Origin of the sequence: Streptomyces sp. NPDC051219 (assembly GCF_040682335.1) — a bacterium.
GTDB lineage: Bacteria > Actinomycetota > Actinomycetes > Streptomycetales > Streptomycetaceae > Streptomyces.
The window spans coordinates 136,300-154,503 of sequence record NZ_JBFBAS010000009.1; the positions used below are offsets into that span (position 1 = coordinate 136,300).

The 18,204-nt window shown below is 69.2% G+C and carries 13 protein-coding genes and 3 pseudogenes; 2 read left to right on the forward strand and 14 right to left on the reverse strand.

Features of this window, described 5'->3' with window-relative positions; all coding sequences use genetic code 11:
- Positions 1-65: 65 nt before the first annotated feature.
- The 8 genes and pseudogenes from AB0M62_RS13680 to AB0M62_RS13715 all read right to left on the reverse strand — a co-directional run bounded on the left by AB0M62_RS13680 (position 66) and on the right by AB0M62_RS13715 (position 5,883).
- Positions 66-1,639 (reverse strand): annotated as a pseudogene (locus AB0M62_RS13680) (DUF4173 domain-containing protein).
- A gap of 509 nt (positions 1,640-2,148) precedes the next feature.
- Entirely contained in the window at positions 2,149-3,054 is a 906-nt protein-coding gene (locus AB0M62_RS13685; protein WP_366074352.1) for an ADP-ribosylglycohydrolase family protein, read from the reverse strand.
- A gap of 12 nt (positions 3,055-3,066) precedes the next feature.
- The gene (locus AB0M62_RS13690) at positions 3,067-3,726 is read right to left on the reverse strand and encodes a histidine phosphatase family protein (RefSeq protein ID WP_366074353.1); all 660 of its coding nucleotides are present in this window, start codon (positions 3,724-3,726) and stop codon (positions 3,067-3,069) included.
- Between the two features lie 165 nt (positions 3,727-3,891).
- A complete protein-coding gene (locus AB0M62_RS13695; RefSeq protein ID WP_366074354.1) occupies positions 3,892-4,497 on the reverse strand; it encodes a YdbC family protein in 606 nt (201 codons plus the stop codon).
- 74 nt (positions 4,498-4,571) lie between these two features.
- A pseudogene (locus tag AB0M62_RS13700) lies at positions 4,572-4,920 on the reverse strand (hypothetical protein).
- The gene (locus AB0M62_RS13705) at positions 4,917-5,252 is read right to left on the reverse strand and encodes a metalloregulator ArsR/SmtB family transcription factor (protein ID WP_366074355.1); all 336 of its coding nucleotides are present in this window, start codon (positions 5,250-5,252) and stop codon (positions 4,917-4,919) included. The pseudogene AB0M62_RS13700 and the gene AB0M62_RS13705 overlap by 4 nt, the downstream one beginning before the upstream one ends.
- A 108-nt stretch (positions 5,253-5,360) precedes the next feature.
- Positions 5,361-5,519 (reverse strand): annotated as a pseudogene (locus AB0M62_RS13710) (DUF2795 domain-containing protein); the annotation flags it as partial.
- A 190-nt stretch (positions 5,520-5,709) separates the two neighbouring features.
- Positions 5,710-5,883: a hypothetical protein gene (locus AB0M62_RS13715; protein ID WP_366074356.1), complete on the reverse strand. Its 174-nt coding sequence runs from the start codon at positions 5,881-5,883 to the stop codon at positions 5,710-5,712.
- A 413-nt stretch (positions 5,884-6,296) separates the two neighbouring features.
- Here AB0M62_RS13715 and AB0M62_RS13720 point away from each other — a divergent pair, with 413 nt between their 5' ends.
- Positions 6,297-6,824: a TerD family protein gene (locus AB0M62_RS13720; RefSeq protein WP_366074357.1), complete on the forward strand. Its 528-nt coding sequence runs from the start codon at positions 6,297-6,299 to the stop codon at positions 6,822-6,824.
- 195 nt (positions 6,825-7,019) lie between these two features.
- Here the strand turns inward: AB0M62_RS13720 and AB0M62_RS13725 are convergent, their stop codons facing one another.
- From AB0M62_RS13725 to nrdR, 3 genes are all read right to left on the reverse strand, one after another.
- Positions 7,020-7,973 (reverse strand): hypothetical protein, encoded by a 954-nt coding sequence (locus tag AB0M62_RS13725; protein WP_366074358.1) that lies wholly within the window; start codon positions 7,971-7,973, stop codon positions 7,020-7,022.
- A gap of 473 nt (positions 7,974-8,446) precedes the next feature.
- A complete protein-coding gene (locus AB0M62_RS13730) occupies positions 8,447-11,353 on the reverse strand; it encodes a vitamin B12-dependent ribonucleotide reductase (protein WP_366074359.1) in 2,907 nt (968 codons plus the stop codon).
- A 131-nt stretch (positions 11,354-11,484) separates the two neighbouring features.
- Positions 11,485-11,997, reverse strand: coding sequence for a transcriptional regulator NrdR (nrdR, locus tag AB0M62_RS13735; protein WP_254371405.1), 513 nt, complete (start codon positions 11,995-11,997; stop codon positions 11,485-11,487).
- A 467-nt stretch (positions 11,998-12,464) separates the two neighbouring features.
- Between nrdR and lexA the strand changes: the two genes are divergently transcribed.
- Positions 12,465-13,250 carry a transcriptional repressor LexA gene (lexA, locus tag AB0M62_RS13740; RefSeq protein ID WP_366074360.1) on the forward strand — a complete coding sequence of 262 codons (786 nt, stop codon included), beginning with the start codon at positions 12,465-12,467 and terminating at the stop codon, positions 13,248-13,250.
- A gap of 81 nt (positions 13,251-13,331) precedes the next feature.
- Here lexA and AB0M62_RS13745 read toward each other — a convergent pair whose 3' ends face one another.
- The 3 genes from AB0M62_RS13745 to AB0M62_RS13755 all read right to left on the reverse strand — a co-directional run bounded on the left by AB0M62_RS13745 (position 13,332) and on the right by AB0M62_RS13755 (position 18,173).
- Positions 13,332-15,353 (reverse strand): ATP-dependent DNA helicase, encoded by a 2,022-nt coding sequence (locus AB0M62_RS13745; protein WP_366074361.1) that lies wholly within the window; start codon positions 15,351-15,353, stop codon positions 13,332-13,334.
- Between the two features lie 40 nt (positions 15,354-15,393).
- Complete coding sequence (locus AB0M62_RS13750) at positions 15,394-17,232, reverse strand: IucA/IucC family siderophore biosynthesis protein (protein ID WP_366074362.1); 1,839 nt, start codon at positions 17,230-17,232, stop codon at positions 15,394-15,396.
- Positions 17,233-17,378: 146 nt separating this feature from the next.
- Positions 17,379-18,173: a GNAT family N-acetyltransferase gene (locus AB0M62_RS13755; protein WP_366074363.1), complete on the reverse strand. Its 795-nt coding sequence runs from the start codon at positions 18,171-18,173 to the stop codon at positions 17,379-17,381.
- Positions 18,174-18,204 lie beyond the last annotated feature (31 nt).

An 18,204-nucleotide genomic window follows, 5' to 3' on the forward strand; every position in this document is an offset into this window, starting at 1 on the left:
GCGGCGGCGGCCGGGGCGTCCGCCGGGACGGCCCGGCCGCGAACGCCGTTGCCTACGCGCGCACGTCAATACGCTCCGCTCGAATCCCGGAACGTACCCAGCTCGTTGCAGGTTTCCCAGTCCGCTTTCACGGGCCGCTCGTTGAGGATGACGCGGGCTCGGTACTCACCCAGGCTGGTGGCGTACCAGGGCTTGTCCCCGTCTTCCGCCAACGCGTCGTTGATGCCGCGCAGAGCACAGGAGCGCAGCGGCTCGGGCAGCTTGTCGAGGGCGGGCGCGGCATCCGCGGAAAGGTCCTGGAGGTACGCCAGATCGATGCTCTCGTCGTCCGCGGTCCACTCCCGGCCGTACTGGGTGTCCCCCTGACCGTCCTGGCTGTCCTGTGTGTTGCCCTGCCCGGCGCTGAGACGCTCGTAGCGCGCGATGTTCTGCTCCGCGACGAGGGCGTCCGGGGAGAGCAGACCGAAGGCGAGCACTGCGGCGGCGCCACTCGCCGCGACGGCGCGCGGCAGCCAGCGGGCTCCACCCGGTCGGTCCGCTGCACCGCCTCGGGCTCCGGCCGCCATGATCAGGACGACGACCAGCCCCAGCCACAGCTCCATCGCGGCGACGGACACCCGTAGCCGGGTCAGCCCGTACGCATCGACGTACAGGTCCATGCGGCGCAGGGCGGAGGCGACGACCACGAGGGTGAGCAGACCGAGCACACCCAGGACCGACCGCACGAGCGCGCGGTCCCGCGATCCGCCGCGCGGCGCCCAGCGCAGGGCGCCCGCGATGACGGCCAAGGTGAGCAGCGTCGCCCAGAGCAGCTGCCAGAAACCCTGGCGCGCGTATTCGGCGTAGGTCAGGCCTGTCTGGCTGAGCACCTTGTCGTATCCGCCGAGGAGGGCGGTCAGCTGGACGGCGATGAAAGCCGCGAACAGCACATTGAGTGTGATCAGCGGAAGCGCCCATTCCATCCGCCCGCGCGCGCGTCCCGGTTTGAACTTGATCCGGTCCCAGCGCAGCGGCGCGGCGGCGGTGTGCGCCGCCGCGAGGGCGCCGAGCAGGCCGAGGAGGAAGAGGAAGAACCGCCAGGGGCCGTCCTCGAGCGAGACGTCGGGCGCCAGCCCGCCGAGCAGGTCGGCGAAGGCGGCATCGGCGCCCGCGAACGCGCGCCGAAGACAAGCAGCAGGACGGCGGCCACTGCGGTCGTACGAACAATGGGCCCCCAGCGCTCCTTGGAACCGTCGGCGCGGTCACGCAGGCCCTTCCAGGCCCAGCCCATCCCGGAACCGAGCGATCCGAAGATGCCGAGCGGGCCGACCAGGACACCCAGCCAGGTGCGGCCGCCGTGCAAGACCAGGGAACCGCACGCCAGCGCCGAGAGGACGGCGAGAAATACAGGCCAGCCTGCGTCGCGCAGAGCCGGCACCACGAGCAGCGCGAGTCCGCCGAGTCCCCAGACCGCTGTCCACGGGCGCAGCCGGCGGCCGGCGGCCTGTGCGGCGAAGAAAGCGGCCAGCGCGGCCGGCAGAGCCGTCAGCAGGAGGCTGAGCCCCAGGCCGTCGCCGAGCAGCACCGCGCTGAACAGCGCGGTGGCGAGGACCGACCACAGCGTGGCCGGACGGACAGCGGCCGGATCGGCGGCGCTCACGGCGGTGAGCCACTCGGGCGGCTCCGCCCGGGGAGGCTGCCAGGGCACCTGCTGCCGCGGCTGTTGGGGCGGCGCCGATCGCGGTGCGGAACGCGCCACCGGCTCAGGCGCGGGTTCGGCCGCGGCTCCTGACCCGGATACCGACGCGGGTTCGGCCGCGGCTGCCGGCACGGGACCTGCCTCTGCGGTAGATCCTGCCGCAGATCGTGGCGTCCGGTCCGACGTCCGCGACGGAGCCGCCTCGTGCGGTACCGCCCTCGGCGACGGCACCGCGTCCCGCGGCTCATCACCAGAGGGTGATGTGGACGGTGTTTCGGACACGGGACCCCCTCCCGACCGGGTCCCGCTCAGCAGCAAGGCAGGCGCGTTCGACCCGGTGTCTCGTAGGCGACCGCCTTCAAGATCAACGAGGCGGCGTGGCCGACAGGCTAAACCGGCCGGTGCCGAGCCTTGGGCTCCGGGGCCGGGCTGTGGCAGGACCGTGACAGTCAAAGCCGCGGCGGCAGGTTTCAGCCGACTCCGACGGGTGTCCAGGCGGGCAGCTCTTCGGTCTGCTCCAGCCACTTGGCGGGCGGCAGCGCGGTCTGCCCCGCCACCACGCCGCCGACGATGGCGCAGTTGGTGTCCACGTCCCCGCCCACCTGGGCCGTCGTCCAGAACGCCTGCTCGAAGTCGTCGAGGCTCCTGGCCGCTGACCACAGGGCGAACGGCACGGTGTCGTGGGCGCTGGTACGCCGTCCACAGCCGAGGACCGCGGCGACCGTACCGGCATCGCCGTAGTCGAGCATGTCCCGGGCCCGCCGGAGACCAGCGCCGACAGCGCTGCGCGGTACGAGCGCGACCACACCGTCGAGAAGCGCCTCCGCGGTGGGGGGCCCGTCCGGGGAGGCGGCGAGCGCGGCAGCGGCGGCCACGGCCATCGACCCGACCACCGCCTCGCGGTGCTGGTGCGTGGTGTAGGCCGAGATCTCCGCCTGGTGCGTGGCCTGCTCGGGGTCGTCCGCGTACCAGGCACCGAGCGGGGCGATACGCATGGCGGCGCCGTTGCCCCACGATCCCTGGCCCTTGAAGAGCGCGGAGGCGAGTTCGCGCCAGTCGCCGCCCTCCCTGATCAGGCGCAGCATCCGGTTGACCGCCGGGCCGTAGCCGCGGTCGAAGTCGTGATGCTCGGCGAAGGAACGCGCGAGCGCGTCCTGGTCGATACGGCCGTGCGAGACGAGCACCGACACGACGGAGCAGGCCATCTCGGTGTCGTCAGTCCACTGCCAGGGCCCTGGCGGAAGATCCCGCCGCTTGAGCAGCGGGTAGTTCGCGGGTACGAAGAACTGGGAGCCCAGGGCGTCACCCACGGCCAGTCCACGCAGGCTGGCCAGAGCGCGTTCGAAGCGCCGGTCGGGAGAGGAGTCAGCGGTCATCGCACAGCCACTCTAGCCGGTGATGTCGTACGTCTCGGGGGTGCACCAGCGTTCGAAAGGACGGTCAAGGAAGTAGCGCCCTCGCTCGTCCAGCACCAGCATGCGCGACTCCCCATTGCCGGGGTTGGAAAGGGACTCGAATTCGGCGACCGACCAGTGGAACCACCGCATGCAGAACAGCCGCATGGTCAGCCCGTGGGTGACCAACAGGACGTTCGGCGGGTGGTCGGGTGCCTCGAAGCTGCGGTACAGGCTCTCGAGGAAGGCCCCCACCCTGTCGTAGACGTCGGCTCCGGACTCGCCCTGCGGGAAGCGGTAGAAGAAGTGCCCGTACCTGTCCCGGTATGCCTTCTGCATCCGTACGTCTTCCCGGTCCTGCCAATTCCCCCAGTCCTGCTCGCGCAGCCGCGGCTCCTCCCGGACGCGCACGAGGGAGGGGTCGAGGCCGAAGCAGCGGAAGGTCTCCAGCGTGCGCCGGTACGGAGAGACGTACGCGCTGACCCGCTCCCCGCCGAACAGCTCCCGCAGCCGAAGCCCCGCCTCCTCAGCCTGCCGGCGCCCGGTGGCCGTCAGCCGCAGGGCATGGTCCGGCACGCGCTCGTACACCGTGTCGTCGGCATTGCCCTCCGATTCTCCGTGTCTGACAAGGACAATGCGCCGCGGTCGTGCCATACCACGACCCTAGAACGGACGCGGCTCCGCCGAGCAGACCGGCCTCCATCCGGCGCATGCGGCCACAGCACCGGCCCGCTGCCCCGGCCCGCCGGTCGGCCCTGAACCAACCGCGCGCGATCCACCGCGCAGCTGTCGGCCGTGGGTGATCAGCAGGTGGCCCGCTCACACCGTCCAGGACGGTTCGAGCTCCACCACGTCACCGGCCAACGCCGCGACGTCCGCATCCGTCTGCGCGCGCAGGGAGAGCCGCTCCACCCTCTCCACCCGGTATTTGCCGTGCTCGGCGGCGGACTTCCACATCGACAGCACCAGGAACTCGTGGCCGGGCGCCTCACCGAACAGGCCGCGCAGCATCCCCGGAGACCCAGCCATCGCGGGGTTCCAGACCTTTTCCTGCATCAGCGCGAAGTGCTCGACGCGATGCTCGTGGACTCGGCAGTGCGCGACCCGCACCACGTCGGCGTCCGTGAACCGCGGCTCGAAACCGGTCTTCACATCGAACCGGTAGTCGAACAATCTGACTTGCATGTCCTTGTACGTGCCGATCTGCGCGGCCGCGAGGCGGTCGTGCGAGCGCGCCATGAACGAGTCGTAGAAGGCCCGGCTCTCCCAGAAGGCGAACACATGGGCCACCCCCTGCCGCCCCCTGCTCCAGCCCCCGCCCTGTCCCCGGAATCCCGGCTCACCCAGCAGCCCCGCCCATTTTCGCTGCCCCCGCTCAAAACCTCGACGGTCAACCACCGTGCAGCGAATCCACTTGACCAGCACCGCGCCATCGTACGGCGCACGGCATGACGCCGGTCACACTCCGACGGACTGGCGTACTTCGCGTCGCGAAGAGATCAGCTCGCGACGGCCACGCCGTATCCCGCGCTGACGAGAGGCGGCGGCAGCGGGTGCCAACGCACCGGTACGTCCCGCATCAGCAGGGCGGAGTCCACGAGTGCGCTGCCGGGCGGGAAGCGGTCCGGGTCCTCGAAGAACGACGAACGCACCAACCTGATTTCCGCCGCCTCCACTCCCCAGGCGTCCGTGTGGAGTTCCATGCAGACAGATCCCGCCGACCGCCCAGCCTCGCACCAGCTGCGGCCGAAGCGGCCCCGGCAGCAGCGCCGCGGCCATGCCGGGCTCGACGCGGTAGTTCACCAGCAGGCGTCTCTCTATGACGCCCGAAAGTCGCGGAGCGATCATGCCTTGCCCTCCCCCTCGATTCCCCTGCGCCGGCTGTGGCGAAGGACGATCTGCTCCGGGCACACCGCGCTCAGGAACCTGCCGACCGACGCCGCCAGCCGTTCCTCGACGAGCGAGTACAGAATCCGGTTGCCCTCGCGCCGCTCCCGCACCAGGCCCGCCGACTTCAGGACGCCCAGATGCCGCGACACGGACGGCGCGCTGATCGGAAACCGGCCCGCGATGTCTCCGGCGGCCAGCTCTCCGGCGCGCAGATCCTCCAGGATCTGCCGCCTCGTGGGGTCGGCAAGAGCCCTGAAGACTCCGACCTCGTCGTCTCTGTCCTGCGTCATGTTCACTTTTTAGCACAGTAGCTAAATAGCTAACAACTGAGCGAGCCGCTCAGAACCGGCGCGGAACCTGCGCATCCAACTTCGCAGCATGCCGTTCGCCTGTCGTCGTCAGTGGTCCAGTTCCTCCTCGATCGGGGGCCTGGGAACGTCACGCAGGTCCTGTGACTGACCGGGCCTGCCGCCCTTGCGAGCTTGCTCGGCCCGCTGCCCGGGGCTCGTTCCGAGGTCGGAGGCGGGGTCCACACGTACCGAGCGGGCTACCTCCTCACCCCTGCAGCTCACGGCGGTTCCGGCGACGGCTGTCGGCACACCGCCGAAGGGCGGTCGGGTGAATCGGGGGTCAACTCGAGGAGCCGACGAGTTCCCTGAAATCCTGCGGCAGCTGCGCCATGACGTTCCGGACCTCGCCGTCGCTCACCGCTTCGCGCAGGGTACTCAGCTCCGCTCGCACGCCTTGTCAGGGCTGACGCCGGCGCGCCCCCAGGCTGCCGGTCCGCGCGGCGCTCACGTCGCCGACCTGCCGGCCCACCGTCGCGACTCGGGCCGCTCCCCCCGGATAATCGCCGACGGCGACGGATGCCATTGCACCGGCCATGTCCTTGAGGGAATCCTCGCGAGAGGTCTGCCCCATGGGGGGCGCTACCCGGTGGAGACGAGGTGCTGCACAAGCGGATCGGTTGGCGTGGCCGGCTCTGACCGGCAGCGGACCGATCGACGGATGGACGACGGCGATCCGCCGGTCGGCGAGCCACTGGGGGGACGTAGACGTACCGGGTCCGGGAGAACACGAAGGCGTCCGCCGTCTCGGGCGACCGACGAACGAACCCCGAAGCCTCAGCGGTCTCGTGCATCTCCCGGACCGCAAGGGCAGCCGGTCGACCGGCTGCGAATGTCCCGCTCAGCAGCGGTGGCGTACCGGAGGCGGCCGCCACCTCCGGCAGGGGCCGGGCTCCGCGAGCGCGATGCGGGGAGGGGCAACCCCGGTCAACGTCAGCGCTCGAGCCACTAGCCTGGCTCCAAGTCGTCGACCGGGAAGGAAAGTTCGTGAGCAGCGTCAGCAAGGGGATACGCAAAGTTCAGGTGATGCTCAGGTGGGACCCGAGCCCGATCGGCGCACCGGCCCATGACCTCGACATCATCGCCGCGACGTATCTCGCGGACAATCCGCAGGGTCCCGCGGCCTACCTCGTGCACTTCGACAGCCGGTCGCCGGACGGCACGATCATCCTGAACAGGGACAGCCGGACCGGCCAGGGCTTCGGATTCGACGAGGTCATGACCCTGGAGCTCGACCGGTTGTCCGCCGCCTACTCGCGCGTGGTGGTCGGCGTGGCCATACAACAGGCTGGTGAGGAGATGACGTTCGGCGACATACCGAACTCCGGTGTCCGGCTGGTGGAAGGACATACCACGCTGTTCGAGGACGACTTCACCGACGTGCACGGCTCAACGGCCGCGACCGTCGCCGAGTTCACGCGGGAGAGCGGCACCTGGGGTCTGGTCGCCGATGTGCGGGGCTTCGGCGGCGATCCCGATGCCTTCGCAGCGACGATGGGCCGCATCGACTCCTGACGAACCGCGGCGCCGGCCCCCGCCCCACACGTGCCCGGACCCCGGCCCCACACGGCCCGGACGGCGCCCCAGCCGCGCGCCCATACCGAGCCGTAGCCGCGGCTGAGGGGCGGTGAGCCGACCGGCTCACCGCCCCTCAGAACCTTCCGTCTACCCGGGCAACGTACCGGCGCAGAGCACCTATTCCTGGCTGCGCTATTCCGCCGCACTCGGCTGATCGTTGAGGAAGGCCCTCAGCTTGAGCTCCGGTGCCACGGAGCCGGCCAGCCATGTGAGCCGAGCGTCCTCGGCCTCGTGTCCCTCACGCGCGGTGTCGCACCAGTCCTCCTGGTCGAGCAGCGTGAGGTAGGCAGTGCGGCTCTGCTCCCAACACGCTTTGAGGCCGGGATCATCGGATGCGACGGGTGTCTCCTTGGTCAGGTACTGGGCGATCGTCGCCGCGGCGAAGTAACGCTCGACTGTCGGCTCGAGGTGCCCGAGGTAACGGACGCGAGCCTCCAGGACCGTGACCGCGTGCGGGTAGCGCCGGAGAGAAGTACCCATGCCCTCGCAGTACGTCATCACATGGAGAAGCCGCGTCGTGTGGTCAACCAGTTCGGCGTCGTCCCCAAACGCAGCGACAGCCTCATGAAGTTTGGCCACCCGCGCGACCTGGCCAGCGAAGTAGCCATTGAGGAAGCCGCCGTCGGCCGCTCTCCGCAACAGCCAGGGCCGGACGGCCGGATGGCCATCCACGAGCCGGCACAGAGCCTCCACCACGTAGACCCGACCCCAGCCGGTCACCCGTTCTGCCAGCCAGGTCAGCGCATCTGCGCCGCCGGACAACCGTTCGAGGGCCCGCGCTGCGAGCGGGCCGAAGGTGCAGGAGAGCAACCCGATGGTCTGGATCAGCGGAATGTCCTCTGCCGTGCCGACGGCGGCGAGCAAGGCCAAGCCGACCGTGACGGTGCAGGTATCGGTTCCGTGTCGCACCAACCAACGGCCGGCTTCCCGTGCTCGGACTTCCCCAGCCGTCACTGCGGCGGCGGCGATGTGCTCGTTGTGGTGCATCGGCACGTAGACGTCATGGAAGCGGTCGCACAGCGCACTCGGTACAGCGCTCGGTTCGGCGAAGTGCTCGTCGAGAATCCGGGCGACGTCGACTCCCACGATCCTGCGGTCGCGCGGCGCTTTCGGGTGTGGTTCACGTCGGCGCCGTTCCTCATCGGGATACGGCTCACCGTCGCGTGGCAGGGGCTTGTCCGGCGACAGCCGATGCAGTCGGAGCACGTGGCGAAACAGCGTTGTCCGAGTTCCGGGCAGTCCAGTCCCGGGCGTCTCGCTCACAGGCGGACGGAGGACTCGATTCTCTTGATCATGCCCACGAGCCTGCCATCACGGCACCGCCGCGACAAGCCTCTCCGGCGAGCTTCGTGTTGCATCCACCTCACGATGACGCCCCTGCCTCCGGCTCGGGGTTAGCACCACCTCTTCCCCCAGAGGGACTCCCACCCCCAAGCAATCGCCCATGCTGGGCACACCACGGGAGAGGCGTCAGCGCGAGGCTGACGCCCCTCCCATCAGGGATTACTTCTCAGGTGAGCGTTGGCCGAGTGTTGCACTCGATGCAATTCCGCCCAGTTCTAGCTGCAGCCGCTGGTCGAGCCGCAGCCCTCGCAGATGTAGCAGCTGCCCGCACGCTGCATCTTGGTACCGCAGGAGAAGCACAGCGGCGCGTCGGCGCTGATGCCGAGCTGCATCTCGACCAGCTCCGCGGACGTGTGCGCTTCCTTCGGGGCCTCGTCGACCGCGACGGCCCCGGTCTTCGGCGCGGCAACCGCCTTCAGCGGCTCGGCCTGCCGCGGGGCGGACTGGGCCAGCCCCTCGACGTCGACCTCGTCGTCCGACGGCTCGTACGAACCCGTCTCCAGGTGACGCTGACGCTCGTCGGCGGAGTGGATACCGAGGGCGGAGCGGGTCTCGAACGGCAGGAAGTCGAGCGCGAGGCGGCGGAAGATGTAGTCGACGATCGACTGCGCCATCCGCACGTCCGGGTCGTCCGTCATACCGGCCGGCTCGAAGCGCATGTTGGTGAACTTCGAAACGTACGTCTCCAGCGGGACGCCGTACTGCAGACCGACCGAGACCGCGATCGAGAAGGCGTCCATCATGCCCGCGAGGGTCGAGCCCTGCTTGGACATCTTCAGGAACACCTCACCGAGACCGTCGTCCGGGTAGGAGTTGGCGGTCATGTAGCCCTCGGCGCCGCCCACGGTGAACGACGTGGTGATGCCGGGGCGGCCCTTCGGAAGGCGCTTGCGTACCGGGCGGTACTCGACGACCTTCTCGACCGCGGCCCGGATCGTCTCCTCGGCCTTCTCGGTGACCTCGGCCTTCTCCTTCTCCTTCTTCTTGGCGGAGAGGGGCTGGCCCACCTTGCAGTTGTCGCGGTAGATGGCGAGCGCCTTGACGCCCATCTTCCACGCCTCGAAGTAGACCTCTTCGACGTCCTCGACGGTGGCGGTCTCCGGGAGGTTGACCGTCTTGGAGAGCGCGCCCGAGATCCACGGCTGGATGGCCGCCATCATGCGGACGTGGCCCATCGCGGAGATGGAGCGCTCGCCCATGGCGCAGTCGAAGACCTCGTAGTGCTCGGTCTTCAGACCCGGAGCGTCGACCACGTTGCCGTGCTCGGCGATGTGGCCCACGATCGCCTCGATCTGCTCCTCCTGGTAGCCCAGGCGGCGCAGAGCCTGCGGGACGGTGCCGTTGACGATCTGCATAGAGCCGCCGCCGACCAGCTTCTTGAACTTGACCAGGGCGAGGTCGGGCTCGAGGCCGGTGGTGTCGCAGGACATCGCGAGACCGATGGTGCCGGTCGGCGCGATGACCGAGGCCTGCGCGTTGCGGAAGCCGTTCTTGGCGCCGAGGCGGATGACGTCCTGCCAGGCCTCCGTGGCGGCGGCCCAGACGGGGTTGTCGAGGTCGTCCATGTGGACGGCCCTGGCGTTGGCGTCGGCGTGCTGCTTCATGACGCGCTGGTGCGGCTCGGCGTTGCGGGCGTAGCCGTCGTACGGGCCGACGACCGCGGCGAGCTCGGCCGAGCGCCGGTACGAAGTGCCGGTCATCAGCGAGGTGATGGCGCTGGCGAGCGCCCGGCCGCCGTCACTGTCGTAGGCGTGGCCGGTCGCCATCAGCAGGGCGCCGAGGTTCGCGTAACCGATGCCCAGCTGACGGAAGGCGCGGGTGTTGTCACCGATCTTCTGGGTGGGGAAGTCCGCGAAGCAGATGGAGATGTCCATCGCGGTGATGACCAGCTCGACGACCTTGGCGAAGCGCTCGGACTCGAACGACTGGGTGCCCTTGCCGTCGTCCTTGAGGAACTTCATCAGGTTCAGCGAGGCCAGGTTGCACGAGGTGTTGTCCAGGTGCATGTACTCGCTGCAGGGGTTCGACGCGGTAATCCGGCCGGACTCCGGGCAGGTGTGCCAGTGGTTGATCGTGTCGTCGTACTGGATGCCGGGGTCGGCACAGGCCCAGGCGGCTTCGGCCATCTTGCGGAAGAGCGACTTGGCGTCGACCTCCTCGATGACTTCGCCGGTCATCCGGGCGCGCAGCCCGAACTTGCCGCCGTTCTCGACGGCCTTCATAAACTCGTCGTTCACCCGGACGGAGTTGTTGGCGTTCTGGTACTGGACGGACGTGATGTCGTCCCCGCCCAGGTCCATGTCGAAGCCCGCGTCACGCAGCGCGCGGATCTTCTCCTCTTCCTTCACCTTGGTCTCGATGAAGTCCTCGATGTCGGGGTGGTCGACGTCGAGTACGACCATCTTGGCCGCGCGGCGGGTCGCGCCGCCCGACTTGATCGTTCCTGCGGAGGCGTCCGCACCGCGCATGAAGGAGACCGGGCCCGAGGCGTTTCCGCCGGAGGACAACAGTTCCTTGGAGGAGCGGATACGGGAGAGGTTCAGGCCGGCGCCGGAGCCGCCCTTGAAGATCATGCCCTCTTCCTTGTACCAGTCGAGGATCGACTCCATGGAGTCGTCGACGGCCAGGATGAAGCAGGCAGAGACCTGCTGCGGCTGAGGCGTGCCGACGTTGAACCACACCGGCGAGTTGAAGCTGAAAATCTGGTGCAGGAGGGCGTACGCAAGCTCGTGCTCGAAGATCTCGGCGTCGGCGGGCGAGGCGAAGTAGTGGTGCTCCTCGCCGGCCTTGCGGTAGGTCTTCACGATCCGGTCGATCAGCTGCCGCAGACCGGTCTCGCGCTGCGGGGTGCCTACGGCGCCCCGGAAGTACTTGCTGGTGACGATGTTGACCGCGTTCACCGACCAGAAGTCGGGGAACTCGACGCCACGCTGCTCGAAGTTGACCGAGCCGTCGCGCCAGTTGGTCATGACGACGTCGCGACGCTCCCAGACCACCTCGTCGTACGGATGCACGCCGGGGGTGGTGTGGATGCGCTCGATGCGCAGCCCCTGTCGGGCCGCGGCAGCCTTGGATCCCTTGGCGCGGGATCCTCGTGCCGGACCGCTCGTCGTCTCTGTCATGCCGCCTCCCATATACGGACGAAAACGCCCTGAAGTGCCCACATCTTCCCGTGGCACGGTGTCTGTCTCTGGTGCCCGAGGCTCGTTGAGCGCCCCGGACAGGTCTGGTGTGCCGTCGCCCGGCCGGTCGGTCAGTCGGCGGCGGTGGCGGGCACGGGGACCTCGCGGGTCACTCCGGGCTCGCAGTCGTCGAGCGGAGGCCGCTGCTCACGCAGCTCCGTGATGGCGGCCTCGAAGTCTTCGAGCGAGTCGAACGCCCGGTACACGGACGCGAAGCGCAGGTACGCGACGAGGTCGAGTTCCTGCAACGGGCCGAGTATGGCCAGCCCCACGTCGTGCGTGGTCAGTTCGGCACTCCCGGTGGCGCGTACCGCCTCCTCGACCCGCTGGCCGAGCTTGGCGAGGGCGTCCTCGGTCACCGGCCGTCCCTGGCACGCCTTGCGCACGCCGGAGATGACCTTGGTACGGCTGAAGGGTTCCGTCACGCCGCTGCGCTTGATCACCATGAGTGACGCGGTCTCCACCGTGGTGAATCGGCGGGAGCAGTCGGGGCACTGGCGGCGGCGGCGGATCGACGTGCCGTCGTCTGTGGTGCGGCTGTCGACGACGCGGCTGTCGGGGTGCCTGCAGAAGGGGCAGTGCATGGTTCCCAACCCTCCTTTTCGGCACGACTGAATAGCCTCAACGAGCCCGCCAGGGCCCCTTGAAGCAGCCACCAGCATAGGCGATATCCAGGGCCTCGACGGACCGCAGAACACAACTTCTGGGCGGCCAAATCCATCCAACCACTACATCTGGTGTCCGGCCGCGATATCACTCCGGGCGTGTCGCGCAGTTCCGGCCAGCCACGAGGGTACGGGAACGGGTTCGGTACCCGGCTCGGGGGTCCTCGGGTGCCACACTGGAGACAGACCCGGCGGCGGGGCCACCGAAGGCAGGCGGTACCGTAATTAACCGAATTACTGTTCGGTTAATCGGTCGGCCATACACCTGGACTTGTGATCACGTCCGGTGATCTGCAATTTTTCACTCGAACGTGTGTTTGGCGCAACCTTTCGAAAGCAACTACCGTTGTCCGACTAGGGAGAACATCTCGAGAGGGGCCTACGACGTGACCACCACCGCAGACAGTGCCACCATCACTGCCCAGGATCGCTCCCAGAGCCGACTCGAGCCGGTGCATGCAATGAATGACGCAGCCATGACCCCGGAGGGGCCCAAGCCGGCACGCTCGCTGCCCGGGCGGCCCCCAGGCATCCGGGCGGACAGCTCCGGCCTCACGGACCGGCAGCGGCGGGTGATCGAGGTCATCCGGGACTCGGTGCAGCGGCGCGGATACCCGCCGTCGATGCGTGAGATCGGCCAGGCGGTGGGGCTCTCCAGCACGTCGTCCGTCGCCCATCAGCTCATGGCTCTCGAGCGTAAGGGCTTCCTGCGCCGCGATCCGCACCGGCCCCGTGCCTACGAAGTGCGCGGCTCCGATCAGGCGAGCCCCCAGCCGACGGACACGGCGGGCAAGCCGGCCGCCTCCTACGTCCCTCTGGTAGGCCGTATCGCCGCCGGTGGCCCGATCCTCGCCGAGGAGTCGGTCGAGGACGTCTTCCCCCTCCCCCGTCAGCTGGTCGGTGACGGCGAGCTGTTCGTCCTCAAGGTCGTCGGTGACTCGATGATCGAAGCAGCCATCTGTGACGGGGACTGGGTCACGGTGCGGCGCCAGCCCGTCGCGGAGAACGGCGACATCGTGGCCGCCATGCTGGACGGCGAGGCCACGGTCAAGCGGTTCAAGCGCGAGGACGGCCATGTGTGGCTGCTTCCCCACAACTCGGCCTATCAGCCGATCCCCGGTGACGAAGCCACCATTCTCGGCAAGGTGGTGGCGGTGCTGCGGCGGGTGTGACCACCCCGCCGGCAAAGACCGGGCCCCGGGACCTCTGCGCCGGTCCCGGGGCCCTGCTGTGTCCCGTGGGCGGCCGCTGGCCTACGTCTCCTCCGCCTTGGCCATGGCGTCGATCGCGGCCAGCGAGCGGCGTACCTGATTACGGTCCGCCGTAAACCAGAAATCGGGCAGTGAAGCCCGTAGGTAGCTGCCGTAGCGGGCCGTGGCCAGCCGCGGATCGAGCACGGCGACGACGCCGCGGTCACCTGAAGCCCGTACGAGACGGCCCGCGCCCTGGGCCATGAGCAAGGCGGCATGAGTGGCCGCGACGGCCATGAATCCATTCCCCCCGTGCTCCTCGACGGCCTTCTGGCGGGCACTCATCAGCGGGTCGTCGGGCCTGGGGAACGGAATCCGGTCCATGATCACCAGCTGGCAGCTCGTTCCCGGCACGTCCACGCCCTGCCAGAGGGAGAGCGTGCCGAACAGGCAGGTCCTGGGATCGGCGGCGAATGTCTTGATCAATTCGCCCAGCGTCTCCTCGCCCTGCAGCAGGATCGGCATGTCGAGCCGACCGCGCAGCTCCTCAGCCGCGGCCTGAGCCGCCCGCATCGAGGAGAACAGTCCGAGAGTGCGGCCACCGGCGGCCTCGATCAGCTCGGTGAGCTCGTCGAGCATGTCGCTGCGCGAGCCCTCGCGGCCCGGCGCGGACAGGTGCTTGGCGACGTACAGGATGCCCTGCTTCGGATAATCGAACGGCGACCCGACGTCGAGTCCCTTCCAGACGGGACTGCTCACATCGGCGGCTCCCCCGTCGGCCTCGTCGGCAGAGCCCGCAGAGGCTCCGGATCCCGCGGAGCCCTCGGGTCCGAGTCCGAGCGAGGCGCCCACTCCGTTGAAGTCGCCGCCGAGCTTCAAGGTGGCCGAGGTGAGGACGACGGACCGCTCGGCGAAGAGCTTTTCGCGGAGCAGCCCCGACACGGAGAGCGGGGCGACGCGCAGGGATGCACCGAAGCGGTCGTGACGCTCGAACCAGACGACGTCGTACTCCGAACCGTTCGTGATCCGCTCGGCAACGTCGTGGATGCTCTCCACAGAGGCGAGGGCCTGCTTGCGGACCGCGTCCTCGTCCTGGACGGATTTGTCTCGCGTACTGCCCAGGGCGGAGATGACCGTACGTGAGGCGTCGCGTAGCGACATGAGGCCGTATCCGAGATCCTCGGGGATCTCTTCGACACGGCCGGGAAGCGCGAGCTCCATCAGGCGCTCGAAGGTCTCGGCGGCCGTCTGTAGAGCGTCCGCCGCCTTCTCGTTGACGAGCTTGGCAGCCCGGCGCACGGCCCGGTTGACCTGGCCGGGTGTGAGTTCGCCGGTGGCGACACCGGTAACCCGGGAGACCAGCTCATGGGCTTCGTCGACGATCAGCACCTCGTGCTGCGGAAGCACTGGTGCTCCCTCGATGGCGTCGATCGCCAGCAGGGCGTGATTGGTGACGACGACATCGGCGAGCTTGGCACGCTCACGGGCCGCCTCGGCGAAGCATTCCGCCCCGTACGCGCACTTTGTCGCGCCAAGGCACTCGCGCGAGGATACGGAGACCTGGGCCCAGGCGCGGTCCGAGACGCCGGGTGTCAGGTCGTCGCGGTCGCCCGTCTCGGTCTCGTCCGCCCAGTCGCGCATCCGCAGCAAATCCTGGCCCAGCTTGCTGGTGGGTGCGGCGGCCTCGAACTGGTCGAAGAGGCCGTCCTCCTCTTCCTGCGGCACGCCCTCATGGAGGCGGTGCAGGCACAGGTAGTTGGAACGGCCCTTGAGCATGGCGAACTCGGGACGGCGGCGCAGCTGCGGATGCAGCGCCTCCACCGTCCGTGGAAGATCGCGCTCGACCAGCTGCCGCTGGAGCGCGAGCGTGGCCGTGGCGACGACGACCCTCTCCCCATGGGCAAGGGCCGGTACCAGATAACCGAGGGACTTTCCGGTGCCGGTGCCGGCCTGGACCAGCAGATGGGAGTTGTTGTCGATGGCTTCTGCGACGGCTTCGGCCATGGAGACCTGGCCGGGGCGCTCCGTACCGCCGACGGCGGTGACGGCGGCGTGCAGCAGGTCGGGGAGGGAGGGCTTCGTCATAGCGGGTCCACCCTACGGGGCAGCACTGACAACAGGGCGATCACGCCAGATGGAGCGGGTTGGGGACGGTCCCGTGGACGGCCGCGTGCGGCCGGGTCGGGCGGTCGCGGTAGCCGTCGAGGTGGAGGCGGTTGCGGTTCAGGCAGAGCCGCTCGATACGGGGCGTGAGCAGGTCGAAGAGCTCGAACCGTTCCTTGAGCTCAGGGAAGCGCGCCTGGTAACGAAGGATCTCTGCCCGGACGAGCGACCAGAAAGCCGGCTCCGGGACGCCCAGCTGTTCCTCGCACAGGGGCGCCAGGTAGCGGAAGACGCCCACGAAGAGCCCGGAGTGGATGAACTGGGTGAGAAACGACGGCGGCTCGGTGAGCAGGACCTCCCGCACGTCGTCCGGCATGGACTCGTGTTCGGGCAGCGGCTCCGCGCTGACGTTCACGTCGTCCACGAAGTCCTTGACCGCGAGACGTACCGGCACGTCCCGCCCGTCGAAGACGACGATGGCGTTCTCACCGTGCGGGGAGAAGACCGTGCCGTAGCGGTACAGGAAGTGGAGCAACGGGGGCAGGAGCGCGGCGAAGAGGTGGCGCAGCCAGACCCGGGGGGCCAGTCCCGAGCGGGCCACGAGCTCCGCGGTGAAGGCCCGGCCCCGCGGATCGGTATGGAGGAGCGAGGCCAGCGTGCGAGCCCGCTCGCCGGCCGCCAGCCGTGCCGGCAGGGGCTCGCGCCAGATCGCACCGAGGAGCTCCCTGTACTGGTACGGGACCTCGGGCAGCGCGTCGTAGACGGGGTGGGCGACCGTGACCGAGGCGACTTCGCCGAGCAGGATCACTCCACATCCGTCCCGGAGGTACGGATCGGCGTCGCGCAGTGCGTGCACCCACGCGGTGACGGCGGGTGCGGCGAGGGTGCGCTCGGTGGGCAGCCCCCGCCATACGAGGGTGTTGAGCACCGAAAGCGGCAGCTTGACGGTGTGCCGGTCGGGCCGGCTGGTGTTGAGAAAGGTACGGATCGACTGCTGGGGCAGCCGGAGATCGTCGTCGGCGGGCAGCGGGACGATGACGCCGCCGGCAACGGACTCGGCGAAGAGCGGGAGGACGATCTCGTCCCACTGCCAGGGGTGTACGGGCAGGTAGAGGTATTCGCGGGGGTCCAGGCCCCTGGCGAGGAGGACCTGGTCGAAGGCGGCTCGGGTGGGCTCGTCGAGCTCTCGGGAGTAGAGCTGTCCGGCTTCGGAAAGGGCTCCGGTGCCACGGTAGGCGGCGATCGAGGTGTGCGCTGCGATCCAGGGCAGACGCTGGGGGCTGCGGGCCTCGGGCGCCCAGCGGGCGGTGTCGGTGCCGGAGAAGCCGAGGCGGCCCTTGTTCAGGACCAGCCACGGGTGGCCGGTCTGATGGCCTTCGAGTTCGGCGTAGTCGAGGTCGGCAAGTCGCTCGGCGGTCACGGCGGTGTGGTCGAGCCGCGCGTCGGCGCTGAGGGTGACGTTCAGTTCGCGGATCAGGTGGCCGAGAGTGGCCCCGTCCAGGCCGAGGAGACGGCGGGCGAGGACGAGGAACCGGAGCGGGTCGCCGAAGGCGCGGGTCTCGCCGTCGGCCCGCTCCTGCAAGGTGATGCTCTGCGGGTCGACGACCCGGCTGTCGTAGGCACCTCGGCGTGCCCGGAAGCTCAGGGTCCCTCCGTCGTCGAGGGCAAGGGTCCACCGGTCGTCTTCGGATGCCTGTACCGGCTCGACGATCTCCTCGTACGCGAACTCTCCGAGCATCTTGGCGAGCAGGCGGCGCGCGGCGCGGTCCCATGCTTCGCGGTTGAGCTCGGGCGGGGAATGGGGCGGGGAGTGCGGCGCGGCCGGATGTTCGGAGTCGGGGGTGGCAAGTTGATTCGGCACGGGGACTCCTTGGGTGGAACCGATCGGGCGCGAGCGGTGTATCTAAGGCAGGGGTACGAAAGCGGCAGGTCGGAGCACGGCAAAGCGGAGCACGGCAAGTCGGAGCACAGCAGGTCGGACCAGCAGGGCTCGGACGCGGCGACGGGTCAGAGCAGGTTCCGCAGGGCGCGGTCGCGGACCATGAGCGCGGCCCGCTTGCCGGGGAGGTCCACTTCGGCGGAGAAGCGGAAGCCCGAGCTCAGGAATGCGGAGATGGAGGGGGTGTTGCGAAGGTCCGGTTCGGCGAGGACACGTGCACAGCGGGGGCGGTTGTCCAGGACGAGGTCGGCGACCGTTCGCAGAAGGGCGGTGCCGAGGCCGCGGCCTCGGTCGGCGACACCGCCGATGAGGAGGTGGAGTCCGGTGTCATGAGGGCGGGCGGGGTAGTGGCGTGCGAGGGGGTCGAGATCCGCGCGGTAGATCTCCCAGTAGCTCATGGGGGTGCCGCCGAGGACACCGAGGCAGGGGATGCTCCGGCCGTCACCGTCGAGTTGGGCGCGCAGATGGTCGGCGGTGACGGAGTCCGGACCTGAGAGGTTCCAGAAGGCGGCGACCGCGGGGTCGTTCATCCAGCGGCAGATGATCGGCAGATCACGGTCGATCCGCACCGGGACCAGCTGGAAGACACCGGCGGGCGTAGCCGCGGGGCCCCAGTCGGCCGGTGAGTCGAGAAGGTCTGACTCTGCGAGGTAGGGCAGATCGGCAGCCACACCGAGGGAGCCGGGGGCGGCCCGCTTGGGAACGGTCAGAGCCTCATCGTCGAAGAGTGCCAGGCCTGGGCGGAGTTCGTCGGTGAGTACGTCACCGACGGGCAGCCGGAAGTCCAGGGTGTCCTCGCCGCCGGAGTCCGTATCGGGCCCGGGGTCTGTGCCGGCGTCTGTGCTCGCGTCGGTGGGAGGCACGGAGAGGCTCTCCTCTCTGGAGTCGGACGGG